This window comes from Streptomyces flaveus (assembly GCF_014647675.1).
Classification (GTDB): domain Bacteria; phylum Actinomycetota; class Actinomycetes; order Streptomycetales; family Streptomycetaceae; genus Streptomyces; species Streptomyces flaveus.
In genome coordinates this window covers 68,920-93,109 of sequence record NZ_BMPQ01000009.1, presented here as the reverse complement: position 1 = coordinate 93,109, position 24,190 = coordinate 68,920, and the positions used below count along the sequence as shown (strand labels likewise).

Annotated in this window: 24 protein-coding genes; 18 read left to right on the top strand and 6 right to left on the bottom strand. The window is 70.7% G+C overall.

The genetic code is table 11. The features are described 5' to 3' along the window. Positions 1–560, bottom strand: a 560-nt coding sequence (locus IEZ21_RS47690) for a 3-hydroxyacyl-CoA dehydrogenase NAD-binding domain-containing protein (RefSeq protein ID WP_373302258.1), incomplete at its 3' end; no start/stop codon positions are given. Between the two features lie 366 nt (positions 561–926). Here IEZ21_RS47690 and IEZ21_RS19990 point away from each other — a divergent pair. Continuing rightward, entirely contained in the window at positions 927–1,517 is a 591-nt protein-coding gene (locus tag IEZ21_RS19990; protein ID WP_189323284.1) for an adenylosuccinate lyase, read from the top strand. A gap of 17 nt (positions 1,518–1,534) precedes the next feature. On the opposite strand, the gene IEZ21_RS19985 is transcribed toward IEZ21_RS19990, so the two are convergent. The 3 genes from IEZ21_RS19985 to IEZ21_RS19975 all read right to left on the bottom strand — a co-directional run bounded on the left by IEZ21_RS19985 (position 1,535) and on the right by IEZ21_RS19975 (position 4,803). Then, on the bottom strand, positions 1,535–1,933 hold the full coding sequence (locus IEZ21_RS19985; protein WP_189323283.1) for a RidA family protein: 399 nt from the start codon (positions 1,931–1,933) through the stop codon (positions 1,535–1,537). Positions 1,934–2,006: 73 nt separating this feature from the next. Beyond that, a complete protein-coding gene (locus IEZ21_RS19980; RefSeq protein WP_189323282.1) occupies positions 2,007–3,596 on the bottom strand; it encodes an alpha/beta hydrolase in 1,590 nt (529 codons plus the stop codon). A 169-nt stretch (positions 3,597–3,765) separates the two neighbouring features. Next, on the bottom strand, positions 3,766–4,803 hold the full coding sequence (locus IEZ21_RS19975; RefSeq protein WP_189323281.1) for an Rv2578c family radical SAM protein: 1,038 nt from the start codon (positions 4,801–4,803) through the stop codon (positions 3,766–3,768). Positions 4,804–4,987: 184 nt separating this feature from the next. Here IEZ21_RS19975 and IEZ21_RS19970 point away from each other — a divergent pair, with 184 nt between their 5' ends. From IEZ21_RS19970 to IEZ21_RS19900, 15 genes are all read left to right on the top strand, one after another. Beyond that, positions 4,988–5,431, top strand: coding sequence for an SRPBCC family protein (locus IEZ21_RS19970; RefSeq protein WP_189323280.1), 444 nt, complete (start codon positions 4,988–4,990; stop codon positions 5,429–5,431). Between the two features lie 191 nt (positions 5,432–5,622). Beyond that, positions 5,623–8,127: an ATP-binding SpoIIE family protein phosphatase gene (locus tag IEZ21_RS19965; protein WP_189323279.1), complete on the top strand. Its 2,505-nt coding sequence runs from the start codon at positions 5,623–5,625 to the stop codon at positions 8,125–8,127. A gap of 150 nt (positions 8,128–8,277) precedes the next feature. Further along, complete coding sequence (locus tag IEZ21_RS19960; protein WP_189323278.1) at positions 8,278–9,000, top strand: class I SAM-dependent methyltransferase; 723 nt, start codon at positions 8,278–8,280, stop codon at positions 8,998–9,000. 233 nt (positions 9,001–9,233) lie between these two features. Then, positions 9,234–10,421 (top strand): NAD(P)/FAD-dependent oxidoreductase, encoded by a 1,188-nt coding sequence (locus IEZ21_RS19955; RefSeq protein ID WP_189323277.1) that lies wholly within the window; start codon positions 9,234–9,236, stop codon positions 10,419–10,421. After that, a complete protein-coding gene (locus IEZ21_RS19950; RefSeq protein WP_189323276.1) occupies positions 10,418–10,729 on the top strand; it encodes a (2Fe-2S)-binding protein in 312 nt (103 codons plus the stop codon). The genes IEZ21_RS19955 and IEZ21_RS19950 overlap by 4 nt, the downstream gene beginning before the upstream one ends. Further along, complete coding sequence (locus tag IEZ21_RS19945) at positions 10,722–12,164, top strand: NAD(P)/FAD-dependent oxidoreductase (RefSeq protein WP_189323275.1); 1,443 nt, start codon at positions 10,722–10,724, stop codon at positions 12,162–12,164. Before IEZ21_RS19950 ends, IEZ21_RS19945 begins: the two co-directional genes overlap by 8 nt. After that, on the top strand, positions 12,161–13,051 hold the full coding sequence (locus IEZ21_RS19940) for a dihydrodipicolinate synthase family protein (protein ID WP_189323274.1): 891 nt from the start codon (positions 12,161–12,163) through the stop codon (positions 13,049–13,051). Before IEZ21_RS19945 ends, IEZ21_RS19940 begins: the two co-directional genes overlap by 4 nt. Positions 13,052–13,065: 14 nt before the next feature. Further along, entirely contained in the window at positions 13,066–14,067 is a 1,002-nt protein-coding gene (locus IEZ21_RS19935; RefSeq protein ID WP_189323273.1) for a proline racemase family protein, read from the top strand. A 40-nt stretch (positions 14,068–14,107) separates the two neighbouring features. Further along, on the top strand, positions 14,108–14,797 hold the full coding sequence (locus tag IEZ21_RS19930; RefSeq protein ID WP_189323272.1) for a GntR family transcriptional regulator: 690 nt from the start codon (positions 14,108–14,110) through the stop codon (positions 14,795–14,797). Positions 14,798–14,893: 96 nt separating this feature from the next. Beyond that, positions 14,894–15,730, top strand: coding sequence for a M55 family metallopeptidase (locus IEZ21_RS19925; RefSeq protein ID WP_189323271.1), 837 nt, complete (start codon positions 14,894–14,896; stop codon positions 15,728–15,730). Further along, positions 15,723–17,027: a M20/M25/M40 family metallo-hydrolase gene (locus IEZ21_RS19920; RefSeq protein ID WP_189323270.1), complete on the top strand. Its 1,305-nt coding sequence runs from the start codon at positions 15,723–15,725 to the stop codon at positions 17,025–17,027. The genes IEZ21_RS19925 and IEZ21_RS19920 overlap by 8 nt, the downstream gene beginning before the upstream one ends. A gap of 8 nt (positions 17,028–17,035) precedes the next feature. Next, a complete protein-coding gene (locus IEZ21_RS19915; RefSeq protein WP_189323269.1) occupies positions 17,036–18,997 on the top strand; it encodes a prolyl oligopeptidase family serine peptidase in 1,962 nt (653 codons plus the stop codon). Further along, the gene (locus tag IEZ21_RS19910) at positions 18,994–19,917 is read left to right on the top strand and encodes a S66 peptidase family protein (RefSeq protein ID WP_189323268.1); all 924 of its coding nucleotides are present in this window, start codon (positions 18,994–18,996) and stop codon (positions 19,915–19,917) included. The genes IEZ21_RS19915 and IEZ21_RS19910 overlap by 4 nt, the downstream gene beginning before the upstream one ends. A 127-nt stretch (positions 19,918–20,044) precedes the next feature. Then, positions 20,045–20,590: a GNAT family N-acetyltransferase gene (locus tag IEZ21_RS19905; RefSeq protein WP_189323267.1), complete on the top strand. Its 546-nt coding sequence runs from the start codon at positions 20,045–20,047 to the stop codon at positions 20,588–20,590. A gap of 106 nt (positions 20,591–20,696) precedes the next feature. Continuing rightward, positions 20,697–21,101: a DUF5709 domain-containing protein gene (locus tag IEZ21_RS19900; RefSeq protein WP_189323266.1), complete on the top strand. Its 405-nt coding sequence runs from the start codon at positions 20,697–20,699 to the stop codon at positions 21,099–21,101. Positions 21,102–21,110: 9 nt separating this feature from the next. On the opposite strand, the gene IEZ21_RS19895 is transcribed toward IEZ21_RS19900, so the two are convergent. Then, the gene (locus IEZ21_RS19895; RefSeq protein ID WP_189323265.1) at positions 21,111–21,464 is read right to left on the bottom strand and encodes a VOC family protein; all 354 of its coding nucleotides are present in this window, start codon (positions 21,462–21,464) and stop codon (positions 21,111–21,113) included. Positions 21,465–21,578: 114 nt separating this feature from the next. Here IEZ21_RS19895 and IEZ21_RS19890 point away from each other — a divergent pair, with 114 nt between their 5' ends. Together IEZ21_RS19890 and IEZ21_RS19885 are read left to right on the top strand one after the other, a co-directional pair. Further along, positions 21,579–22,097, top strand: a complete 519-nt coding sequence (locus IEZ21_RS19890) for a phage holin family protein (protein WP_189323264.1) — start codon at positions 21,579–21,581, stop codon at positions 22,095–22,097. 3 nt (positions 22,098–22,100) lie between these two features. Further along, on the top strand, positions 22,101–23,171 hold the full coding sequence (locus tag IEZ21_RS19885; protein WP_189323263.1) for an SDR family oxidoreductase: 1,071 nt from the start codon (positions 22,101–22,103) through the stop codon (positions 23,169–23,171). A 59-nt stretch (positions 23,172–23,230) separates the two neighbouring features. On the opposite strand, the gene IEZ21_RS19880 is transcribed toward IEZ21_RS19885, so the two are convergent. Further along, positions 23,231–24,190 carry an enolase C-terminal domain-like protein gene (locus tag IEZ21_RS19880; RefSeq protein WP_246567936.1) on the bottom strand — a complete coding sequence of 320 codons (960 nt, stop codon included), beginning with the start codon at positions 24,188–24,190 and terminating at the stop codon, positions 23,231–23,233.

Below are 24,190 nucleotides of genomic sequence, written 5' to 3'. Positions count from 1 at the left end.
TCCTTGCCCAGCTCGAGGGCGAGATCCGTGACGGCGGCGACGGCGCCCGGCGAGGTCAGCACGGAGGAGACGACCTCGACGAGCTTCATCGCGGGCGCCGGGTTGAAGAAGTGCAGCCCGAGAACGCGCTCGGGCCGGGCCGAGTCGGCGGCGAGACGGGTGACCGAGAGGGCGTTGGTGCCGGTCGCCAGGATCGTCTCCGGGCGCACGATGCCGTCGAGCTCACGGAAGATCTGCCGCTTGACCTCGTACGACTCCGGGGCCACCTCGATCACCAGGTCGGCGTCGACCGCAGCGCGCAGATCGGTGGAGGTGTGGAAGCGGGCGAGGACCTTCTCGCGCTCCTGCTCGGTGAGCCGCTCGCGCTGCACTCCGCGGGCGGTCGAGGCCTCGAGCGCGGCGTGGGCCTGGGCGGCGGCGGACTCACTGATGTCGATGCCGACGACCTCGCGGCCGGCCCGGGCGAGGACCTCGGCGATGCCGGTGCCCATCGTGCCGAGGCCGACCACGGCGACGGTCTTGAGCGGGGAGGGAGAGGTGTCGGACAGGGGAGTGGCCATCACGGGACTCCAGGGATGAGTGACGACTGAGGGACGCATCCGGATACGCCGACAGGCGCACACAGTGCGGGAGTTGTGCGGGTGTGGGGCCGGGCTACGAAGCGCACACGCCCGGTGCCGTCCGCGGGCGAGACACGCAAGCCCGCGAGGCGGTGAGATCGACCGGCCCTGTCCCGGAGCCATGTCGTACTGAGGTACCTGAAGTACCGAACCGACTGACACTCACGGCGGCTGCGTCACCAGGCCACCGCAAGCAGATGTGCGAGTGGGTAACTCGCTCGATTGAGCTTAACTCGCGGGTAACGAGCGCGCCAGTGTGTGGAAGAGTCGCGATTATGTGACGTACGTCGCGGATAGGCTCGCGCCATGGACGAAGAGTTGCGGTCGCTCACTGGGCGCTTACGGCACGAGGCGGGGGCCAGGGCGGCGTTCGCCTACGAACGTCTTGTTGCGACCGGTGATCTCGATGAGCTGGCCGGTGTGCTCACCGCGCCCCAGCAACCGCTGTGGGCACGGGAGTTGGCGGCGTTCCGGCTCGGGCTTGCCGGGGATCGGCGGGCCTTCGAGACGCTTGTTCTGCTGCTCAATCATCGCGATCCGCAGCGGTGCGCGTCCGCTGCGTATGCGCTGGCGCGGCTCGGGGATCCACGTACCGCGCGTGCGGCGGCTGCTCTTGCCACCAATGAGCTGCGGGTTGCCTATGCACTTCATCCGGTGCGGCTGTTGGTCGAGTTGCGTGCTCCTGAGGCCGTGCCTGCGCTGATCACCACGCTGGCGCGGCGGTTTCGGCCGCATGATCCGTATCGGCGGGTGGCGCTTGCGTGTGTGGAGGGGCTGGGTGCGTTGGGCGACGAGCGCGCTCGCGCGGTTTTGAACGAGGCGCTTGCGCATCCTCCGCTGGCGCAGGCTGCTGCGGGGGCGCTCAAGCGGTTGCCGGTGCAGCGGGCTCCTCGGTAGGCGGATCTGGAGTTGGCTTACTCGCCCACGACCGCGTACGCCTCGATCTCCATCAGGAAATCCGGGCGCACCAGGCCGGCGACCTGCACGGCCGTGGACGCCGGGAGGTGGTCGGGGGATATGCAGGCGTCGCGGGCCGCGCGGACGGCCGGTATGTGGGCCATGTCCGTGACGTAGTAGGTCAGTTTGATCACGTCGTCGAACGTCGCCCCGGCGGCGGCCAGACAGCGGCGCAGGTTCTCGAAGGTCTGGCGGGCCTGGGCCGCCGGGTCGTTCTCGCCGACGAGTTTGCCGTCCTCGTCCAGCGCCACCTGTCCCGAGATCGCCACGAAGCGGCCTGTGCCGATGACGACGTGTGAGTACGCGGCGGCGGGGGCGACCCCGTCGGGGGCGGGAATGCGGGTCAGTTCGGCCATGGATCAATCGTGCACCACGGCACTGACAACGCCCCCGACGGGCAGCCACTGCTCACACCTCACATACCGAAGCTCAGCCCCGGAATCCCAGCATCCCGTGCAGCGTCGCGCCGCGCGAACTCGAGGCCTCCTGCGCGCTCAGCGGCTCGGGATCGGGCAGCGTCTCGCACACCGCGTCGGCCTCGCCGTCGCCGCGTGGCACCTTGCCGGTGGCCAGGTACGTCGCCAGGTGCTTGTCGAGGCAGGTGTTCCCGCCCAGCGTGATGCCGTGGTTCCCACCACCCTGCTCGACGACCAGGCTGGAGCCGCGCAGCAGGTGATGGACCGTGACACCGCCCTCGTACGGGGTGGCCGCGTCGTCGGTCGCCTGGAACAGCAGCGCCGGCGGCAGCGAGTCGTTGGAGACGTCGACAGGGTCGAGTGAATCCGTCGGCCAGAACGCGCACGGCGCGTTGTACCAGGCATTGTTCCAGGCCATGAACGGCGCCTTCTTGTGCACCTTCCAGTTGTCGTGGCGCCACTGGTTCCAGTCGCGGGGCCATGGCGCGTCACGGCACTCCACAGCGGTGTAGACGCTGTAGCCGTTGTCGCCCGCGGCGTCGATGGCGGCGAAGTTCTGGTACGCCTCGACCAGCGGGTCGTCGTTCTTGTCGTTCACGTACGCCGCGAACGCCTCGGCGAGATAAGGCCAGTAGCCGTTGTAGTAGCCGCCGGGGAGGAACGTGTCCTCCAACTCGGAAGCGCCCACCGTGTTGTCCGCGGGCTTCTTCGCCAGCGCCGCCCGCATCGCGTACCACTTGGCCTCGATCTTCGCCGGATCGGTGCCGAGCTTGTACGTCGCGTTGTACTTGGCGACCCACGCCATGAAGGCCTTGTGGCGGGTGTCGAAGGCGTAGTCCTGATCGATGTTGTCGTCGTACCAGACACCGGTGGGGTCGACGATGGAGTCGAGCACCAGGCGCCGTACCCGCTCCGGGTAGAGCTTCGCGTACACGGCGCCCAGGTAGGTGCCGTACGAGTATCCGAAGTAGTTGATCTTCTTCGCGCCGAGCGCGCGCCGGATGGCGTCCATGTCACGGACCGCGCTCACCGTGTCGATGTACGGCAGCACGTCCGCGTACTTCTTGCCGCACGCCTCGGCGAAAGCCTTTGCCCGGGCGAGGTTGGCCTTCTCGAGGGCGCGGGTGCGCGGCACGGAGTCGGGGCGGACCGGCGCGAAGTGCCCCGGCTTGCAGTCCAGTGCGGGCTTGCTGGCGCCGACGCCGCGCGGGTCGAAGCCGATGACGTCGTACTGCGCCGCCACCTCCTTCGGCAGCGAGGAGGCGACGAACCCGGCGAGCGAGAGACCGCTGCCGCCGGGACCGCCCGGGTTCACAAGGAGCGGTCCCTGGTACGTCTTCGAGGTGTGCGGGACCCGCGACAGTGCGAGCGTGATGCTCTTGCTGTGCGGGTTCGAGTGGTTGAGCGGCACTTTGAGGGACGCGCACTGGAGCGTCGGATAGTCCTCGGTGCCGCACTTCTTCCAGGTGAGCTTTGCCGCGGGGGCGGATTGGCTGGTGCGCGGCGCGGTCGCGGCGCCCGCGTTCGCGTCGGCCGGGACCGCGGTCATCAACCCGGCCAGCACGGCGGCAGCACCGCACAGAGCGGTTGCTCTCTTCTTCATCAAGGCCTCCCAGGACGGAGGAATTGAGCCGTGTACATCACGGCCCGCCCCGCATCGTCCCGGAAATGACCCTCAGGAAGGACAGATTCTGCGAAGAGTTGACACTATTGGGCAGCGCGATGCCGCCGGATGCCGGGTAAAGGCGCTGGTCGGAGCAGGGAAACGGCGGTCAGAGCAGAGTGAGTTGAGTGGGACCCGGTACGGCCGGCTCCGGCTCCGGTTCGGGGATCCGGCGTGGCATCCCCGCGCGCGTGGGACCGATGCCGTACTCCTGGGCCAGTTCGTGGACCTGACGGGTGATCCGGCGCTGATACCACTTCGGGGCGTACGCGCCCTCCGCGTACAGCCGCTCGTAACGGCGTACCAGATGCGGATGATGGTGCTCCAGCCAGCTCATGAACCACTCGCGCGCGCCCGGCCGCAGATGCAGCACGAGCGGGGTCACCGAGGTCGCTCCGGAGGCCGCGATCGCCCTTACGGTGGCGCGCAGTTGGGAGGGGTGGTCGCTCAGGAAGGGGATCACCGGGGCCATCAGTACGCCGCAGCCGATGCCGTTCTCGTTGAGCGTGCGCACGACGTCCAGGCGGCGTTCCGGGGCGGGCGTGCCCGGCTCGACCGTCCGCCACAGCTGGTCGTCAGTGAAGCCCACGGAGACGGATATCCCGACCTCGGTGACGGCGGCGGCCTGCTTCAGGAGGTCGAGATCGCGCAGGATCAGGGTGCCCTTCGTCAGGATCGAGAAGGGGTTCGCGTGGTCGCGCAGGGCGGCGATGATGCCGGGCATCAACTGGTAGCGGCCCTCGGCGCGTTGGTAGCAGTCCACGTTCGTGCCCATCGCTATGTGCTCGCCCTGCCAGCGCCGCGAGCCCAGCTGACGGCGCAGCAGCTCCGGTGCGTTCACCTTGACCACGATCTGGCTGTCGAAGCCGAGGCCCGTGTCGAGGTCCAGATAGCTGTGGGACTTACGGGCGAAACAGTAGACACACGCGTGAGAGCAGCCGCGGTACGGGTTGACCGTCCACTCGAAGGGCATGCGTGAGGCTCCCGGCACCCGGTTCACGATCGACCGGGCCCGGATCTCGTGGAAGGTGATCCCGCGGAACTCCGGCGTGTCGAAGGTGCGGGTGTTCACCGCGTCCGCGCCGAACAGCGCGGGGTTCTCCGGCGGATTGCCGCCGGACTCCACTGTGAGGTTCTCCCAGCGCATGAGGCCTCCTCGGTAGCACTGAGCAGAGAATAGAACACTTGTTCCCTTGATCGTGCGACCTCAACACGACCTGCGTGTCCGCCACCCTTTCTGCACCCCTTGGGGGACCCCGATTTGGGCGACTCGGCCGCCTGGTGGTTGGCTGGCCGCGAACCCCCGAGTTTCCAAGTGCTGGAGGAACGCAATGGCGCAGGTCGAGGCCACCACGGAGCGAGTTGTAGCGGCTCAGCCGGACGACGTTTTCGATGCCCTGGCCGACTACAGCGGCACGCGCGGGAAGATCCTGTCCGAGCACTTCAGCGAGTACGAGGTGCGCGAGGGCGGCGACGGCGAAGGCACCCTCGTCCACTGGAAACTCCAGGCCACCAGCAAGCGCATCCGTGACTGCCTGCTCGAGGTGAGCGAGCCCACCGACGGCGAACTCGTCGAGAAGGACCGCAACTCCTCGATGGTCACCACCTGGCGGGTCACCCCGGCCGGCGAGGGCGCGGCCCGCGTCGTCGTCACCACCGTGTGGGACGGCGCCGGCGGCATCGGCGGCTTCTTCGAGAAGACCTTCGCCCCCAAGGGCCTCGGCCGGATCTACGACACGGTGCTCGCGAAGCTCGCCGCCGAGGTCGAGAAGTAACCGAAGTACCCCAAGAGGTCCCTGTGCAGGGCGCGTTGAACGCGCCCTGCACGGCTGTGTTTCCGCCGGTGGCGCTCCGTGGCGTACGCCGGAGCAATTCCCGGATTGCCACACATGGCAACCGTACGCACCCGTACCGTGGTTGCTTGGGGCACAGATCTTGCGGACCGTGGGAAGAAGGGGCCTTGGCCATGGACCGTGGCACCGATGCGGGCACGGCTTCAGGCGGCGGAGCCAGGAACGGCGCAGTGGCGGAGAGCGTCGCGGCCGGCCGCATACCGCTGGCCGTGATCGTCGTCGACCGAGAGGGCCTGGTCTCCCACTGGAGCCGGGGCGCCCGACGGCTGTTCGGGACCCCCAAGGAGGAGGCGGTGGGCCACGCCGCCGTCGATCTGCTGCCCGTGTCCGGCGCCCTGCCCGAGGACGACGAGATCACGCCGTACGGGGCGTATGCCGCGTACGACGGACTCGGCCCAGACCTCGAAGCGTCCCTCGACGGGCGGCTGTCCTACCCGGCGGCCGGCCGTGCGCGGCTCTCGGTGCCGGGCCGCGACCGGGCCGACGTCCTGTGGTGGGCGTATCCCTTGGTGGGCCCCGGCCAGGAGCGGCTGCTCGTGCTGGCGGCCGACGCGGACGGGGCACGCCGCGACGACGCCGATGACGCCGGCGACGGCGACTCCGAGGAGAACGCGGCCGTCGAGCGCATCGCGCCCGGCTTCGCCCTGCACACCGACTTCCCCGGCGCACAGGACCTCGCCCGCCGGCTGCCCGAGATCCTGCCCAGCATGAGCGTCGGCGAGAGCGCCCGCATCGTCGGGCAGGTTCTCGAACTGGGCTATCCCGTCCTGGAGTTCAGCCAGAACGAACGGGTTCCCGTCACGCCCGACTGGGGTGTGCCGCGGCGGACCGAGCGCAAGGCGCGCCGGGAGCGTGCGGCTCGGGCGGCGGCGTCCGGGGAGCCCCTGCCCCCGGACCTCGAGGACGACGGCGAGGACCTCGAGTACGCCGCCGTGCGTGAGCGCCTGGAGTTCCTGAACGAGGTCAGCGGGCGCATCGGCAGCTCGCTGGACCTGTCCCGCACCATCGTCGAGGTCAGCAAGGCCGTGGTGCCGCGCTTCACCGACGTCGCCGGGACGTACCTGCGTGAGCAGGTCGTCGCCGGTGAGGGCTTCCCCGACGGCGTGCCCGACACGACCACCATGTGGCACCGCGTCGCCGTCGAGCACACCGACGAGCCGGGCCGCTGGGACGACGTCGTACCGGTCGGCGAAGCCATGCCGTTCCCGGCGCACACGCCGTTCTTCCAGTGCATGACCACCGGCGAACCCGTCCTCGTGCCGCGCATCAGTGAGCAGATGGGCCACATGATCGCCGCGCAGTTCGAGAAGCGCGACATCCGGCCCCTCATCACCGGCCGCTCCATGCTGGTCGTACCGCTGAAGGCCCGCCATGTGGTCCTCGGGTTCATGATCCTGCTGCGCCACCCGGAGCGCGTCGAGTTCAACGACATGGACCGGGTGACGGGTGCCGAACTCGCCGCCCGCGCCGGGCTCGTGCTCGACAACGCCCGCATGTACACGTACCAGGAGAGCGTCGCCGAGACCCTCCAGGACAGCATGCTGCCGCACATCGCGCCCCGTATGTCGGGCTGCGACATCGCCACCCGCTATCTGCCGGGTACGTTGCTGGGGCGGGTCGGCGGCGACTGGTTCGACTCGGTGAAGCTGCCCGGCTCACGGACCGCGCTCGTCGTCGGCGATGTGATGGGGCACGGGCTCAACTCGGCCGCGATGATGGGCCAGTTGCGCACCGCCGTACAGACCATGGCGGGCCTCGACCTGCCGCCCGCCCAACTCCTACGGAACCTCGACGACTTGGCGCAACGGCTCGGTGAGCACTACCTCGCGACCTGCCTGTACGCGGTGTACGACCCCATCGCGAGCGAGCTCCAGATCGCCAACGCGGGCCACATACCACCGGTGTTGGTCCGTGCCGAGGGCGGCCGCAGCGATCTCCTCGACCTGCCGACGGGGGCGCCCATCGGGGTCGGCGGGGTGCCCTTCGAGACCGTACGGGTGCGGGTGTCGCCCGGCGACCGGCTGGTGATGTGCACGGATGGACTGGTGGAGGTGCGCGGCGAGGACATCGGGGTGGGGCTCGCCACGCTGTGTGAGTCCGCCGCGCATCCGGCGGCGTCGATGGATGACGCCTGCGACACCATCATCCGGGCCCTCGCCGAGACGTTTTCGAAAGCGGGGCGGGGCGGTCGTAAGGACGACGTGGCGCTGCTGATGGCTCGGCTCGGAGGCATCGAGCCTGAGGATGTCGCCACGTGGGGGCTCGCGGCTGAGCCGATCGAGGTGAGTCGTGCGCGGGACGTGGTTCGTGAGCAGTTGTACGAGTGGGGGCTCAACTCGCTTGCTGATCAAGCTGATTTGATGGTTGGTGAGCTGGTCACCAATGCCGTACGGCATGCCCGTAGCCGGCGGATCGAGCTGCGCCTTGTCCGCGGGGACACGCTGCTGTGCGAGGTGGATGACGACGATCCCACGTTGCCGACGTTGCTCAGTACGGGGCCGTATGACGAGTACGGGCGGGGGCTGCGGGTGGTCAGTCGGCTGGCGCGGGAGTGGGGGACCAGTCGTAGTGCCTCCGGGAAGACGGTGTGGTTCGAGATGACGCTGCCTCGTCGTTAGGCGCGGGGGGCGCACGGCGGCGTACGTGTGCCGAAGGAGTCGTGAAAGGTACGAAAGGTGTGCGCCGCGTGCTTGTCGCCGCACTCCGGGCGCGGTAGACCGATCTGGCCCGTTTGTTTCGGCGGGCAAGTCGCACCCTGGGGAGCTGGCATGAGCGTGACGACTCGGTACAGGGACGCCTGGGAGGGCTTCTGGCAGGAGGCTCCCGACGAACAGGGGGCCGTCTTCTGGGACGCGGAGCCCGCCCTCACCGTCGGGGTCCATCTCCCGCTGTTCGAACCGCACTTGGCCGCTCCGGGGCTGCCCTTCGTGGACCTCGGCTGCGGCAACGGGACCCAGACGCGGTTCCTCGCCGACCGCTACCCCCACGTCGTCGGGGCCGACCTCTCGGCTGCCGCCCTCGATCATGCTCGGCGGGCGGATCGGGCGGGGCAGGCCGCGTATCGGCTGCTCGACGCGGCTGAGAAGAGTGAGGCGGAGACGTTGCATGCCGAGCTTGGGGACGTGAACGTGTATATGCGGGGGGTGCTTCATCAGTGTGAGCCTGGTGATCGGCAGCCGCTTGTCGACGGCGTTGCCGCGCTGGTGGGGGAGCGGGGGCGTGCCTTTCTCGTTGAGCTCGCCGAGGCTGCGGGGCTTGTGCTGCGTGGCCTTGCCCAGCGTCCGGAGGGGCCGCCGGGCAAGCTTGCGCCCGTTTTCCGGCATGGCATCGCGCCGGGTGAGGTGGCCGATGACGCGGTGCCGGAGTATCTGCGGTCTGCTGGGCTCACCGTGTTTGCGAGTGGTGAGCTGCCGCTCGTCACCACGGAGTGTCTGGCCGACGGCTCGCGGATCGAGTTGCCGTCTCGGTGGGTGGTGGCTGGGCGGGGGTGACGGTGCGGGTGGGTGGGGGTGGGGTTTCTTTTCCCCAGGCCCGCCCCTTCCCGAAACTGGGGGCTGCGCCCCCAGGCCCCCCGCCAGGGGGTGGGGTGACAGGTCGTGTCGCGGCTGCCGGTGTGTCGTGGCTGGTCGCGCAGTTCCCCGCGCCCCTGAAAAGCAAAAGCCTGCGGCTCCCTGGTGAGCGCTGCACCCTTGGCTCGTCCAGCGGTATGTGACATGGTACTGGGGTGAGTGCACTGCTGACCTGCGATGTTGTTGTCGTTGGGGCCGGGATGGTGGGGGCTGCCTGTGCCCTGTACTCGGCTCGGGCGGGGCTTCGTGTTGTTCTTGTTGATCGTGGGGCGGTGGCTGGAGGTACGACCGGGGCGGGTGAGGGGAATCTGCTCGTGTCCGACAAGGAGCCTGGGCCTGAGCTTGAACTTGCCCTGTTGTCCGGGCGGTTGTGGGGTGAGCTCGCCGGTGAGCCCGGTATCGCTGCGGCTGTTGAGTACGACCTCAAGGGTGGGCTCGTCGTTGCCTCCTCGGCGGAGGGGCTCGTGGCTCTGGAAGGGCTCGCTGATGGGCAGCGGGCGGTCGGGGTCGAGGCCGTGGCGGTTGGTGCGGGGCAACTCCATGACATAGAGCCGAAGTTGGCGAAGGGGCTCGCGGGCGGGGTGCTGTATCCGCAGGACGCCCAAGTCATGCCTACCCTCGCCGCTGCCCATGTCGTACGGCTCGCCAGGGCCGCGGGGGCCTCGCTGCGGACGGGGTGCGCAGTCACGGAAGTGCTGCGTACGGGGGCGGGGGCCGTGCGGGGAGTGCGTACCTCTGAGGGCGAGATTCATGCACCTGCCGTCGTGAACGCTGCCGGTACCTGGGGCGGGGAGCTGGCCGCGCTCGCCGGTACCTCCCTGCCCGTGCTGCCCCGGCGCGGCTTCGTCCTCGTCACCGAGCCGTTGCCGCCGCGTACGGTGCGGCACAAGGTGTACGCCGCGGACTATGTGGCCGACGTGGCCAGTGACTCGGCGGCGTTGCAGACCTCGCCGGTGGTGGAGGGGACGGCCGCCGGGCCCGTACTGATCGGGGCCAGCCGGGAACGGGTCGGCTTCGACCGGTCCTTCTCGTTGCCGGTCGCGCGGGCGCTGGCGGCGGGGGCTACGCGGTTGTTTCCGTTCCTGGAAGGGGTGCGGGCGATGCGCGGTTACCTCGGCTTCCGCCCGTACATGCCCGACCATCTGCCCGCGATCGGGCCGGACGCGCGGGTGCCCGGTCTCTTCCACGCGTGCGGGCACGAGGGGGCGGGGATCGGGCTCGCCACGGGGACCGGGCACTTGATCGCCCAGGTGCTGACCGGGAAGACCTCGGATCCCGATCTCGATCTCGACCTCGACCTCAGTCCGTTCCGTCCTGACCGTTTCCCCGAGGAGGGCCTGTGAGATCTCCGCTGGAGTTGGTGGGGGCGCGGCCGGGGCCCGCCTTCACCGTCACCTTCGATGACCGTGAGATCACCGTCCTGCCCGGCCAGACGATCGCCGCCGCGCTCTGGGCGGCGGGTATCACGTCGTGGCGTACGACCCGGGGGAGTGGTGAGCCGCGCGGCGTCTTCTGCGGGATCGGGGTCTGCTTCGACTGTCTGGTGACCGTCAACGGGCGGGCGAACCAACGCGCTTGTCTGGTGTGGGCGGAGGCCGGGGACGTGATCCGTACGCAGGAAGGGACCGGACATCGTGGGCACCATGGCTGAGGGGCCGCACCTCGCGGTGGTCGGTGCGGGTCCCGCGGGGCTCGCGGCGGCACTTGCCGCTGCCGCGCGTGGTGTACGGGTGACGCTGGTCGACTCGGCTGCGGAGGCGGGCGGCCAGTTCTACCGTCAGCCTGCCGCGGCGCTCGGCGCGCGCCGTCCGCAGGCACTGCACCACCAGTGGCGCACATGGGAACGGCTGCGGGATGGCCTCACGGCGCACGTCGCGAGGGGTCGCATCACGCATCTGTCGGACCACCACGTGTGGTTCGTGGAAGGGCAGTCCGACGGCTTCACCGTGCACGCCCTCCGTGGCCCCGAGCAGGAACAGTCCGTCGCCGTACGTGCCGACGCCGTGCTGCTCGCCACCGGTGGGTACGAGAAGGTCCTGCCGTTCCCCGGGTGGACCCTCCCCGGAGTGGTCACCGCGGGTGGGGCGCAGGCCATGCTCAAGGGCGGGCTCGTGTTGCCGGGGCGTACGGCCGTGGTGGCGGGGACCGGGCCGTTGCTGATGCCGGTGGCGGTCGGGCTCGCGGCGGCCGGGGCGGGGGTCGCCGCGCTCGTCGAGTCCGCCGGAGCGAGGGACTTCGCGGGGCATGCCAGGACGCTGGCCGCACACCCGGCCAAGCTCGCCGAAGGCGCCCGGTATGCCGCCGAGTTGGCCCGGCACCGGGTGCGGATCAAGGCCCACCACACCGTTGTCGCGGCGCACGGCAGCAACCGGGTCGAGGCCGTGACGGTTGCCGCGCTGGACGGCGACGGGCGGGTCTGGCCCGGCACCGAGCGGCGTATCGCCTGCGACACCCTCGCCGTTGGGCACGGCATGCTGCCGCACACCGACCTCGCCGAGGCGCTCGGCTGCCGTCTCGACGGGCCGGGCGTCGCCGTCGACGACGAGCAGCGCACCGATGTGCCCGGCGTCTGGGCGGCCGGGGAGACCACCGGGATCGGCGGCGCCGTGCTGTCGCTCGCCGAGGGGAGAATCGCCGGCCTCTCGATCGCGGCCCGGCTCAACTCCCGTACGCCTGAGGCGGGTTCGTACGAGGCCGCCGTCAAGGCCCGTACCGGACTGCGGGAGTTCTTCGCCGTCCTCGACACCGTCTACGCCCCGCCCGCCCACTGGACCGAGCAGGTCGCCGACGACACCGTCGTCTGCCGCTGCGAGGAGGTGCCCGCCTCCGCGATCCGGGAGGCCGCGGGCGAGCTCGGCGCCGGTGACGTACGCACCGTGAAGCTGCTGACGCGGGCCGGGATGGGCTGGTGCCAGGGACGGATGTGCGGCCCGGCGGTGGCAGGGCTCGCGGGGTGCGAGTTCCAGCCCTCGCGACGGCCGTTCGCCCGGCCCGTACCGCTCGGCGTGCTCGCCGGAACCGACTTCGACCGGCACCACACGGATTCCACAGACTCCACAGACTCCACCGAGGAAGGATCCTCATGACCGACCACCGCCCCTGGCGCGGCGTCCTCGTCGCCACCGCCCTCCCGCTGCGCGACGATCTCTCCGTCGACTACGACAAGTTCGCCGAGCACTGCGCCTGGCTCGTCGAGAACGGCTGTGACGGCGTCGTACCGAACGGCTCCCTCGGCGAATACCAGGTGCTCACCCCCGAGGAGCGCGCCAAGGTCGTCGAGACGGCCGTCGCCGCGATCGGCGGAGAGCGCGTGATGCCCGGCGTCGCCGCCTACGGGTCCGCCGAGTCCCGCCGCTGGGCCGAGCAGGCGCGCGACGCCGGCTGCCGCGCGGTGATGCTGCTGCCGCCCAACGCCTACCGCGCCGACGAACGCTCGGTCCTCGCCCACTACGCCGAGGTCACGAAGGCGGGGCTGCCCATCGTGGCGTACAACAACCCCATCGACACCAAGGTGGACCTCGTACCCGAACTGCTCGCGAAACTGCACGGCGAGGGGTACATCCAGGGGGTCAAGGAGTTCTCGGGCGATGTCCGGCGCGCCTACCGGCTGGCCGAACTCGCCCCCGAACTCGACCTGTTGATCGGCGCCGACGACGTGCTGCTCGAGCTGGCGATCGCGGGCGCCAAGGGCTGGGTGGCGGGCTATCCGAACGCGCTGCCCGCCGCGAGCGTCGAGCTCTACCGCGCCGCGGTGGAGGGTGACCTCGACACCGCGCTGCCCCTCTACCGGCAGCTCCACCCGCTGCTGCGCTGGGACTCGAAGGTCGAGTTCGTGCAGGCCATCAAGCTGTCCATGGACATCGCCGGGCGGTACGGCGGCCCGGTACGCCCGCCGCGCGTCCCGCTCCTGCCGGAGCAGGAGGCGGCCGTACGCGCCGCCACCGAGAAGGCCGTCGCGGCAGGGCTCGCATAAGGAGGAGGCCGGTCATGCGCAGCAAACTCGTCCTGCACGCCGTCGACTCGCACACCGAGGGCATGCCGACCCGGGTGATCACCGGCGGCATCGGCACCATCCCGGGCGCCACCATGAACGAGCGGCGCCTGTACTTCCGTGAACACCGCGACCACATCAGGCAGTTGCTGATGAACGAGCCGCGCGGGCACTCCGCGATGAGCGGCGCCATCCTTCAGCCGCCCACCCGCCCCGACTGCGACTACGGGGTCGTCTACATCGAGGTCTCCGGCTATCTGCCCATGTGCGGACACGGCACGATCGGCGTGGCGACCGTGCTCGTGGAGACGGGCATGGTGGAGGTCGTCGAACCGGTCACCACCATCCGGCTCGACACCCCGGCCGGACTCGTCATCGCCGAAGTCGCGGTGGAGGCCGGGGCCGCCAAGGCCGTCACCCTCCAGAACGTGCCGTCGTTCTCCGTCGGCCTCGACCGCAAGGTCACCCTCGCCGACGGGCGGACGGTGACATACGACCTGGCGTACGGCGGGAACTTCTACGCGATCCTGCCGATCGACCAGCTCGGGCTGCCCTTCGACCGTGCCCGCAAGGACGACATCATCGCCGCCGGTCTCGCTCTGATGGACGCCATCAACGAGGAGGCCGAGCCCGTCCACCCCGAGGACCCCTCCATCCGCGGCTGCCACCATGTGCACTTCGTCGCACCGGGCTCCGACGCCCGGCACTCGCGCCACGCGATGGCGATCCACCCCGGCTGGTTCGACCGCTCACCCTGCGGTACGGGGACCAGTGCGCGCATGGCGCAGTTGCACGCGCGTGGTGAACTCCCGCTGCACACCGAGTTCGTGAACGAGTCCTTCATCGGGACGCGGTTCACCGGGCGGCTCCTGGGGACCACCGAGGTCGCCGGGACCCCGGCCGTGCTGCCCAGCTTCACCGGGCGTGCCTGGGTGACCGGGACGGCCCAGTACCTGCTCGATCCGGCCGACCCGTTCCCGGCCGGGTTCGTCCTCTGAGCTCTGCTATCGAGCCTGCACCTCGCAAGGAGACACCACGATGCCCGCCCAGCGCACCAGTGCCCCCGCTTTGCCCACTCTGGGGGGCCAGAAGCGCAACTACCGAGAGCGCGTCGCCGACGCCCTGCGCGCCGCGCTGATCGCCGGGGAACTGCGCCCCGGCGAGGTGTACTCCGCGCCGACCCTCGCCGCCCGCTTCGGTGTCTCGGCGACGCCGGTACGGGAGGCCATGCTCGACCTCGTCAAGGAGGGCCTGGTCGACACCGTGCCGAACAAGGGTTTCCGGGTCACCGCCGTCTCCGATAAGCAGCTCGACGAGTACACCCACATCCGCTCGCTCATCGAGATCCCCACGACCGCGGGGCTCGCGACCACCGCCGACCCTGTCGCCCTCGAGGCACTGCGTCCCGCCGCCGAGGAGACCGTCACAGCTGCCGCGGCGGGTGACCTCATCGCGCACGTCGAGGCGGACACCCGCTTCCACCTCGGCCTGCTCGCGCTCGCCGGCAACGAGCATCTGGTCGAGGTGGTGCGCGACCTCCGCAAGCGCTCTCGCCTCTACGGCCTGCAGGCGCTGGTCGAGGCGGGCCGTCTGGAGGACTCCGCGCAGGAGCACCTGGAAATCCTGGACGCGCTCGCGGCCCGCGACGAGGAGGCGGTACGCGCGATCATGACGCGGCATCTCGGGCACGTACGGGGCTTGTGGGCCGCCCGACGACCGGCCGGATGACCGCCGGACGAGACCGCACCGGGCCAGGGCGTCCGCGGAGCCTTCCCGCCGACCGTGCCCCTGTGGACGCTCTGCCATCTGCGATACAACTGGTGGATGCCAAAGATCCTCATCAGCGCCGACATGGAGGGCGCCACCGGCGTGACCTGGCCGGCCGACGTGCTGCCGGGGACACTCGAGTGGGAGCGCTGCCGGTCGATGTTCACCTCGGACGTGAACGCCGCCGTGCTCGGTTTCTTCGACGGGGGCGCCGACGACGTCCTCATCAACGAGGCGCACTGGACCATGCGCAATCTGCTGCTCGAGCGGCTGGACGAGCGGGCGCAGATGCTCACCGGGCGGCACAAGTCGCTGTCCATGGTGGAAGGCGTGCAGCACGGGGACGTCGACGGCATCGCGTTCGTCGGTTATCACGCGGGGGCGGGCATGGAGGGGGTGCTCGCCCACACCTATCTCGCCAACTCGATCACCGGCGTGTGGGTCAACGACGTACGCGCCAGTGAGGGCCTGCTCAACGCGCATGTCGTCGCCGAGTACGGCGTCCCTGTCGTCCTCGTCACGGGCGACGACGTGGCCTGCGAGGACGCGCTCGGCTATGCGCCCGAGGCGCTGAAGGTCGCCGTGAAGGACCATGTCTCGCGGTACGCGGCGGTGTGCCGGACGCCCGCGCGGACCGCGTCCGACATCCGCGCCGCGGCGAAGGAGGCGGTCGGGCTCGCCGTGCGGTACGAGCCCGTGGACGGCGGCCCGTTCACTGTGGCGCTGGAGTTCGACGCCGAGCATCTGGCCCTGGCGGCCACCGTCGTGCCGGGTGTGGACCGGATCGGGGAGCGGAAGGTCGCGTACACCAGCGCGACGATGTATGAGGGGATCCGGGCCTTCAAGGCAGTCACCACGATCGTCTCGGCCGCCGTGGAGGAGCAGTATGGCTGACCAGCAGGCTCTGGACGAGGTCGTGGAGTTCACCTCCGGCCTCATCCGTATCGACACGACCAATCGCGGGGGCGGGGACTGCCAGGAGCGGCCCGCCGCCGAGTACGCCGCCGCGCGGCTCGCCGAGGCGGGCCTGGAACCGACGCTGCTGGAGCGCACGAAGGGGCGTACGAACGTCGTCGCGCGCCTCGAAGGCAGCGACCCGTCCGCGGACGCGCTGCTCGTCCACGGTCATCTGGACGTCGTACCGGCGCAGGCCGAGGACTGGAGCGTGCACCCGTTCTCCGGGGAGATCCGTGACGGGGTCGTCTGGGGCCGGGGCGCGGTCGACATGAAGAACATGGACGCGATGATCCTCGCGGTCGTACGCCAGTGGGCGCGCGACGGCGTACGCCCTCGCCGTGACCTGGTCATCGCCTTCACCGCCGACGAGGAGGCGAGCGCCGAGGACGGCTCGGGCTTCCTCGCCGACCGGCATCCGGAGCTCTTCGAGGGCTGCACCGAGGGCATCAGCGAATCCGGGGCGTTCACCTTCCACGACGGCGCCGGGCGGGAGCTGTATCCCCTCGCGGCGGGCGAGCGCGGCACCGGCTGGCTGAAGCTCACCGCGCGGGGCCGGGCCGGACACGGCTCCAAGGTCAACCGGGAGAACGCGGTCACCCGTCTCGCCGCCGCCATCACGCGGATCGGCGCGTACGAGTGGCCGGCGCGGCTGACGCCGACCGTCCGAGCGGCCCTCACCGAACTCGCCGCGCTGTACGGCATCGAGCCCGGCCTGGACGACGTGGACGGACTGCTGAACAAGCTCGGTCCGGCGGCGAAGCTCGTCGAGTCGACCGTCCGCAACAGCGCCAACCCGACCATGCTGAACGCCGGTTACAAGGTCAACGTGATCCCGGGGGAGGCCGTCGCGTACGTCGACGGACGCTATCTCCCCGGCCACGAGAACGAGTTCCGCGCGACGCTCGACCAACTCACCGGGCCGGACGTGGAGTGGGAGTTCCACCACCACACGGTGGCCCTCCAAGCGCCGCTGGACTCACCGACGTACGCCAGGATGCGCGCCGCCGTCGAGGAGTTCGCGCCCGAGGGACATGTCGTGCCGTACTGCATGTCGGGCGGCACGGACGCCAAGCAGTTCTCGCGTCTCGGCATCACGGGATACGGGTTCACTCCGCTGAAGCTCCCCGCGGGTTACGACTACCAGGCCATGTTCCACGGCGTCGACGAACGCGTACCGGTCGAGGCGCTCCACTTCGGCGTCCGCGTCCTCGACCGCTTTCTGCGCACGGCCTAGCCGGGGAAATGGGGGACATCGTGCAGACCCTGGCCTACGGTTCCTGGCCCTCGCCCATCGACGCCTCGCTCGCCGCCGCGCACGACGGGCACCCCGAGTACGTCGGCTTCGTCGGCGACGAGGCGTGGTGGACCGAGCCCCGGCCCACTGAGGGCGGCCGCCGCACCCTCGTGCGCCGTCGTGCCGACGGCAGCGAGGAGTCGGTGCTGCCCGCCCCGTGGAACGTGCGCAGCCGCGTCATCGAGTACGGCGGGCAGCCCTGGGCCGGGACGATGCGCGAGGACGGCCCGCTGATCGTCTTCGTCAACTTCGTCGACCAGCGGCTGTACGCGTACGAGGGCGGCGAGCCGCGTCCCCTCACGCCCTTGTCGCTCGTGGGCGGCGGACTGCGCTGGGTGGACCCGCAGTTGCACCTGGAGCGGGGCGAAGTCTGGTGCGTACTGGAGGAGTTCACCGGTGACGGGCCCACCGACGTACGCCGGGTCGTGGCCGCCGTGCCGCTGGACGGTTCGGCGGAGCAGGACCGGGACGCCGTACGCGAACTCACCGACGGGCGGCACCAGTTCGTCACCGGCCCCCGTGTCTCGCCCGACGGACGACGGGCCGCCTGGCTGGCCTGGGATCACCCGCGGATGCCGTGGGACGGTACGGAACTCATGCTCGCCGACGTGGCCGGTGACGGGACCCTCCACGGCGCGCGGTCGGCAGCGGGCGGTACCGACGAGTCGATCGCCCAGGTGGACTGGGCCGCCGACGGGTCCCTGCTGTACTCCAGCGACCGCACCGGCTGGTGGAATCTCTACCGCGATGGCCGACCCCTCTGCAGGCGCGAGGAGGAGTTCGGCGGCCCCCTGTGGAAGATCGGCCGGCGCTGGTTCGCACCCCTCGCGGACGGACTCATCGCCGTCGTGCACGGGCGCGGCGCAACCGCGCTCGGCATCCTCGACCCGGAGACCGGCGAGGTCGTCGACACGGCCGGACCCTGGACCGAGTTCGCGTCGAATCTCGCGGCGAACGGCAGCCTCGTCCTCGGCATCGCGGCCAGCCCGCGCAGCGCGTACGAGGTCGTCGAACTCGACGCCCGCACCTGCCGCGCCCGCGTCATCGGCGACGCCCACGACGACCCCGTGGACCCCACGTACTACCCGGAACCGCAGATCCGCACCTTCAACGGCCCCGCCGGACGCGAGATCCACGCCCACATCTACCCGCCGCACCACCCCGCCTGCATCGCCCCCGGCGACGAACTCCCGCCCTACGTCGTCTGGGCCCACGGCGGCCCCACCGACCGCGCCCCGCTCGTACTCGACCTGCAGATCGCCTACTTCACCTCCCGCGGCATCGGCGTCGCCGAGGTCAACTACGGCGGATCCACCGGCCACGGCCGCGCTTACCGCAACCGGCTGCGCGAGCAGTGGGGCGTCGTCGACGTCGAGGACTGCGCGGCCGTCGCGCTCGCGCTCGCCGACGAGGGCACCGCGGACCGTGACCGGCTCGCCATCCGGGGCGGCAGCGCGGGCGGCTGGACCGCGGCCACGTCCCTGACGAGCACCGGCGTCTACGCCTGCGGAACCATCCTCTACCCGATCCTCGACCTCGCCGGCTGGAGCGCCGAAGGGACGCACGACTTCGAGTCCCAGTACCTGGAAACCCTCGTCGGACCGTACGCCGAAGTGCCAGCCCGGTACGCCGAACGGTCACCCACCGAGCACGCCGACCGGATCACCGCACCCTTCCTCCTCCTCCAGGGCCTCGACGACGTCGTCTGCCCTCCCGCCCAGTGCGAGCGGTTCCTGGCCCGGATGGAGGGGCGACGCGTGCCGCACGCGTACATCGCCTTCGAGGGTGAGGGCCACGGCTTCAGGCGCGCGGACACGATGGTGCGCGTCCTGGAGTCCGAACTCTCCCTGTACGCCCAGGTCTTCGGCCTCAATCCACCCGGCATCCCCACTCTGGAGCTCACCAAGTGAAGCCCCTCCTGCGCCCCCGCCGCCTGGCCCCCGGCGCCCGTGTCGCCGTCGTAGCGCCCAGCGGCCCGGTGCCCGAGGAACGGCTCCAGGCAGGCCTCGACATCCTGCGGGGCTGGGACCTGGATCCGGTCGTGGGGCCCCATGTCCTCGACCGGCACCCGGAGTTCGCGTACCTGGCGGGCACGGACGCCGACCGCGCCGCCGACTTCCAGGCCGCCTGGTGCGACCCGACGATCGACGCGGTGCTGTGCGCCCGCGGCGGCTACGGCGCGCAACGCATGGTCGACCTGCTGGACTGGGACGCGCTACGGGCCGCGGGCCCCAAGGTGTTCCTCGGCTACAGCGACATCACCGCACTGCACGAGGCGTTCGCGACCCGCATGGACCTCGTGACGCTGCACGGCCCGATGGTCGCGGCCGTCGACTTCCTGAAGAACGCGCGGGCGCAGGAGCACTTGCGGGCAACGCTGTTCGAGCCGGAGTCGGTCCGGACGATCACCTCGTCCGGCCGGTCCCTGACCCCGGGCCGAGCACGGGGCGTCCTCCTCGGCGGCTGCCTCTCGCTCCTCGCGGCCGACCTGGGCACGCCGTGGGCCCACCCTTCGGCACGAGGCGGCCTGCTCTGCCTGGAGGACGTGGGCGAGGAGACGTACCGCCTGGACCGCTACCTCACCCAACTCCTGCGCGCGGGCTGGTTCGACGGGGTCGCCGGGGTCGTGCTCGGCTCCTGGGCCGAGTGCGCCCCGTACGAAGAGGTACGGGCTCTCGTCCTCGACCGGCTCGGCGGACTCGGGGTACCGATCGCGGAGGAGTTCGGCTTCGGCCACGGCGAGGGGGCGCTGACGATTCCGTTCGGGGTACGGGCGGAGTTGGACGCGGAGAGGGCAAGCCTGACGCTGGACGTACCCGCACTTCTATAGCGCGCGCTCAGCACAAGTAGGGGCGCGGGGAACTGCGCGACAAGCCACACACAACCCGCAGCCGCCAAACCACAGCACCAACCGAGCTCTCCGAACCGCACACCCAGCGGAGGGTTACCGTGGAAGAGTGCCGGAACCGACCCGCTTTCTCGCCGAAGGCTCAAGCGTAGGCATACGCCACTACCGCTACGAAGACGCAGCCGAGTTCACCGCCCGCGTGCGCGAAAGCAAGGACCTGCACCACCCTTGGCTCTTCCCGCCGGCCAGTGCCGGTGCCTACACCGCGTACGCGAAACGCCTCATCGAGGACCCCACGAAGACCGGCTTCCTGGTCTGCGAGAAGAGCGGCGGCGACATCGCCGGGTTCATCAACATCAACAACATCGTCGAGGGTGGCTTCCTCAACGGAGCGCTGGGATACGGCGCCTTCGCGCATGCCGCGGGGCGCGGGCTGATGAGGGAAGGGCTCGAACTGGTCGTACGGTACGCGTTCGGTCGGCTCGGTCTGCACCGGCTGGAGATCAACGTCCAGCCGGACAACGCCGCCTCGATCGCACTCGCCAGCCGCTGCGGCTTCCGGCTTGAGGGCTTCTCGCCGGACTTCCTTTTCATCGACGGCGCCTGGCGGGACCACGAACGCTGGGCCATCACCGCGGAGATGCTGCGAACGTAACCCCGAGAGGCCGCCGCCTTCACGGACGCTCCGCTCTGACCCCGGTGTGAACCCGGCGGCCCATGGGAACCCGGTGATCCCGCACGTCGGGAAGGAGGCGGACCCCATGAACACCAGGCCGCACGATCCCGGGGCCGACCCCGAGGACGAGGGCATGCCGGATCTGCAGGACGGTACGCCCGAGCAGCAGGAGTCCAGTGATCCGCAGCAGCTGCCCGTGGCCGGTGACGAGCCGACGATCGCCGAGGAGCGGGACACCACGGTGAACGAGGTGATCGAGCGCGAAACGCTCGACGAGCGGCTCGCGGACGAGGAACCCGAGGTCGATGCCGAGGGTGAAGCGGGGCTGCCCGAGGAGCCGGCCGGGCTGCTCTACGACGAGCCGGATCCCGACCTGCCGCGCAACCAGGACGTGTACGCGCAGGAGGGCGCGACCCGCGGGCTCTCGGCAGAGGAGGACGCCGTGCGGATCAGGGACGAGGAGGACTTCGGGGAGGACGAGCCGACCTGAGAGCAGTCCCTACGCCGGTGTGCGCCGGTCCGCGTACTCGTACACCGTGCCGTCCGGGTGCAACGCGATCAGGTTGCGGCCCGCCGGGGTGGCCACGGGCCCTGCGAGGACCTGGGCGCCCGAGTCGGTGAGGACTTGACGGGCTTCGTCGACGTCCTGCACGGCGATCGTCGCCGAGACTTTCCGGAGGACCTCCAAGTCGGCTTCCGGTCCGCTCATCAGCAGAAAGCAGCCGACCGCGGCGACCGAGACACCACCGCGCTCGAAGCGCATGGCTCTGCCGCCCGCCAGCTTCTCGTAGAAGGGGACCGTAGCGTCCAGGTCCTCGACGCAGATGCGCAGCGTGGCGCCCAGAATCTCCATGCCGACGAGCCTAGTTGCGGCACGCCGGGAACGAGATCGTTTCGGCCGGATCCCGGGCCACGTGCCAGATCCCGCGCGGCGTTACGGGTGCGGGAGTGCGGGTACCCGGCCGCCATGGACCGCATCGATCACCTGGAACACCTGGACAAGCACCTGGTCGACGAACTGGCGCAGGTGGCCCGGGACGCCGTACGCGACGAGCTGCGTGAGCAGACCCGCAAACAGCGCCGCGCCGCCGCCCTGTACGCCGCGTCCGGCGCCGTCGCCCTCTACGCGGGCGCCGCCCTGGCCCTGACCCTCGGGCTGCTGCTCGCACTCGGCCTGCCCGACTGGGCTGCCGCACTGATCACCGCCGCCGTGCTCGGCGCGGTGGCGTACGTGCTGCGGGGCGCGGCCCGGCCCTCGGCCTCCCAGTCCTCGGCTTCCCAGTCCTCGGCCTCCCGGCCCATCCCGGAGCAGGCCGCCGCGGACCACGGTGAGCGTGGGGTCGTCGGCGGTACGCCGCCCGCCGGGCCCGGCTCCTCCGCGTACCCGCCGGTGCCGCCCGTCGCGCCCGGCGCGGGTGCGCCGCCGTCCACGCCCACGCAGGGCGGGCCCGCGGATCCCGAAGCACCGCACCACCGGGCCCGGTGAGCCATGGCGCGCCGCAGAGCCGTTGTGGTGACCGGGGCCAGCGGCGGCGTGGGCCGGGCCACGGCCCGCGCCTTCGCCGCCCGTGGCGACCGGGTGGCCCTGCTCGCCCGGGGCCGCGACGGTCTTGCCGCGGCGGCGGACGAGGTGACACAGGCCGGTGGTGAGGCGCTCGTCGTCTCCGTCGACATGGCCGACGCCAAGGCTGTCGAGGACGCCGCCCAGCGGGTCGTCGACGCCTTCGGGAAGATCGACGTCTGGGTCAACAACGCCTTCGCCGGGGTCTACGCGCCGTTCACCGAGATCACGCCCGACGAGTTCCGCCGGGTCACCGAAGTGACGTACCTGGGCTATGTGTTCGGCACCCGGGCCGCGCTGCGGCACATGCTGCCGCGCGACCGGGGCGCGATCGTGCAGGTCGGTTCGGCGCTCGCGTACCGCGGGATTCCGTTGCAGTCCGCGTACTGCGGGGCCAAGCACGCGATTCAGGGCTTCAACGAGTCGGTGCGCTGCGAGCTGCTGCACGAGGGCTCGCGGGTGCGTACGACCATGGTGCAGCTGCCTGCGGTCAACACCCCCCAGTTCGACTGGGTGTTGAGCCGTATGCCGAGCCGGGTCCGTCCCGTCGCGCCCATCTACCAGCCGGAGGTCGCCGCTCGCGCCATCGTGCACGCCGCCGCGCATCCGAGGCGCCGCGAGTACTGGGTGGGCGGCTCCACGGTCGCCACGCTGGTGGCCAACGCCGTGGCCCCTGGTCTCCTCGACCGCTATCTGGCCCGTACGGGGTTCGATGCCCAGCAGGAAGCCGGGCGAGAGCGAGAAGAGGCGGCCCGTTACGCCCGTTACGACGGCCACGGCAACCTGTGGACTCCGGCCGACGGGCCGCACGGTCACGACTACGGGGCGCACGGGCGCTTCGACGGCGAGTCGTTGCCGGGCAGTTCGCAGGAATGGGTGTCCCGGAACCGGGGACGCATGGGCGCGGGGCTGGCGGTCGGCGGGGCACTCGCGCTCGCCGCACAGCTCAGGCGTAAGCCGCTGGCGGCACAGCTCAGGCGCAAACACCGAGTCCACTGAGCCAGGATCACTGAGAGGTCAAGCCACCCGGAACTCCTCCACCTCCTCCGTCCGCAGCGTCAGCCCATGGCCGACCGCAGCGTCAGCCCATGGCCGACGCCCCCGTCCGGGCGGACCTCGCCGCCCGTGGGATCCAGGGCGCCGTCGAAGAACATCGACTCGATGCGGACGTGGTCGTGGAACCACTCGATGTGGCGGAGGTTGGGAATGGCGGCGGCGACCGCGGCGGCCGCGATCATGCGGGCGAAGTACGGGAGGTCGTAGCCGTACTCGCCCGCCGTGACGTCGCACAGCAGCGCGTCCCGGACGAGCCGCAGACCCGTCAGGTCGTCCGAGGACACCGGTTCCTCGAACCAGCCCACGTCGTGCTCGGCGAGCGCGCCCCCGACACGTATCGCCTGCTTGCGCGTGTAGGCGCCGTTGGCGTCGACGTACAACTCGGTCTGCGGGCCGATGACCTGGCGCGCGGCGCTCACCCGGTGCAGATCCCGGGCGATCGCCCGCCCCCAGCTCTCACCGATCTTGATCTTGACGCGTGGGATGTGCTGACCGTGCACCCAGCCGTTCAACTGGGCTGCCAGATGCGTGTCGTGGTACGTCGTGAAGCCCCCGCTGCCGTACACGGGCACGGCCTCGTGGGCGGCGCCGATCAGGCGGGTGAGGGGGAGTTCGAGGAGGCGGGCCTTGAGGTCCCACAGGGCGATGTCGAGCGCGGAGATCGCGCAGGCCGCGACGCCCGGCCGGCCCGCGTTGCGCACCGTGCGGCACAGCGTTTCGTGGGCGGCCGGGATGTCGAAGGCGTCGAGTCCCGTGACGACCGGCGCGAGCTGTTCGCGCAGCAGGTCACCGACGGCGGCCGGGCCGTAGGTCCAGCCGGTGCCGGTCGCGTCGCCCGCGGTCACCTCGACGATCACCATCGTCGTGGTGTCCCAGGCGAGCGTGCCGTCCGCCTCGGGCGCGTCGGTCGGCACGGTGTACGTGGACACGACGGGCGGCTGGAGCTCCACCTGGACCTTCAC

Coding starts and splice junctions, on each gene's coding strand:
- IEZ21_RS19990 (WP_189323284.1), top strand. CDS start 927: ATGGACGAAGAGTTGCGGTCGCTCACTGGGCGCTTACGGCACGAGGCG.
- IEZ21_RS19985 (WP_189323283.1), bottom strand. CDS start 1,933: ATGGCCGAACTGACCCGCATTCCCGCCCCCGACGGGGTCGCCCCCGCC.
- IEZ21_RS19980 (WP_189323282.1), bottom strand. CDS start 3,596: ATGAAGAAGAGAGCAACCGCTCTGTGCGGTGCTGCCGCCGTGCTGGCC.
- IEZ21_RS19975 (WP_189323281.1), bottom strand. CDS start 4,803: ATGCGCTGGGAGAACCTCACAGTGGAGTCCGGCGGCAATCCGCCGGAG.
- IEZ21_RS19970 (WP_189323280.1), top strand. CDS start 4,988: ATGGCGCAGGTCGAGGCCACCACGGAGCGAGTTGTAGCGGCTCAGCCG.
- IEZ21_RS19965 (WP_189323279.1), top strand. CDS start 5,623: ATGGACCGTGGCACCGATGCGGGCACGGCTTCAGGCGGCGGAGCCAGG.
- IEZ21_RS19960 (WP_189323278.1), top strand. CDS start 8,278: ATGAGCGTGACGACTCGGTACAGGGACGCCTGGGAGGGCTTCTGGCAG.
- IEZ21_RS19945 (WP_189323275.1), top strand. CDS start 10,722: ATGGCTGAGGGGCCGCACCTCGCGGTGGTCGGTGCGGGTCCCGCGGGG.
- IEZ21_RS19940 (WP_189323274.1), top strand. CDS start 12,161: ATGACCGACCACCGCCCCTGGCGCGGCGTCCTCGTCGCCACCGCCCTC.
- IEZ21_RS19935 (WP_189323273.1), top strand. CDS start 13,066: ATGCGCAGCAAACTCGTCCTGCACGCCGTCGACTCGCACACCGAGGGC.
- IEZ21_RS19930 (WP_189323272.1), top strand. CDS start 14,108: ATGCCCGCCCAGCGCACCAGTGCCCCCGCTTTGCCCACTCTGGGGGGC.
- IEZ21_RS19925 (WP_189323271.1), top strand. CDS start 14,894: ATGCCAAAGATCCTCATCAGCGCCGACATGGAGGGCGCCACCGGCGTG.
- IEZ21_RS19920 (WP_189323270.1), top strand. CDS start 15,723: ATGGCTGACCAGCAGGCTCTGGACGAGGTCGTGGAGTTCACCTCCGGC.
- IEZ21_RS19915 (WP_189323269.1), top strand. CDS start 17,036: ATGGGGGACATCGTGCAGACCCTGGCCTACGGTTCCTGGCCCTCGCCC.
- IEZ21_RS19900 (WP_189323266.1), top strand. CDS start 20,697: ATGAACACCAGGCCGCACGATCCCGGGGCCGACCCCGAGGACGAGGGC.
- IEZ21_RS19895 (WP_189323265.1), bottom strand. CDS start 21,464: ATGGAGATTCTGGGCGCCACGCTGCGCATCTGCGTCGAGGACCTGGAC.
- IEZ21_RS19890 (WP_189323264.1), top strand. CDS start 21,579: ATGGACCGCATCGATCACCTGGAACACCTGGACAAGCACCTGGTCGAC.
- IEZ21_RS19885 (WP_189323263.1), top strand. CDS start 22,101: ATGGCGCGCCGCAGAGCCGTTGTGGTGACCGGGGCCAGCGGCGGCGTG.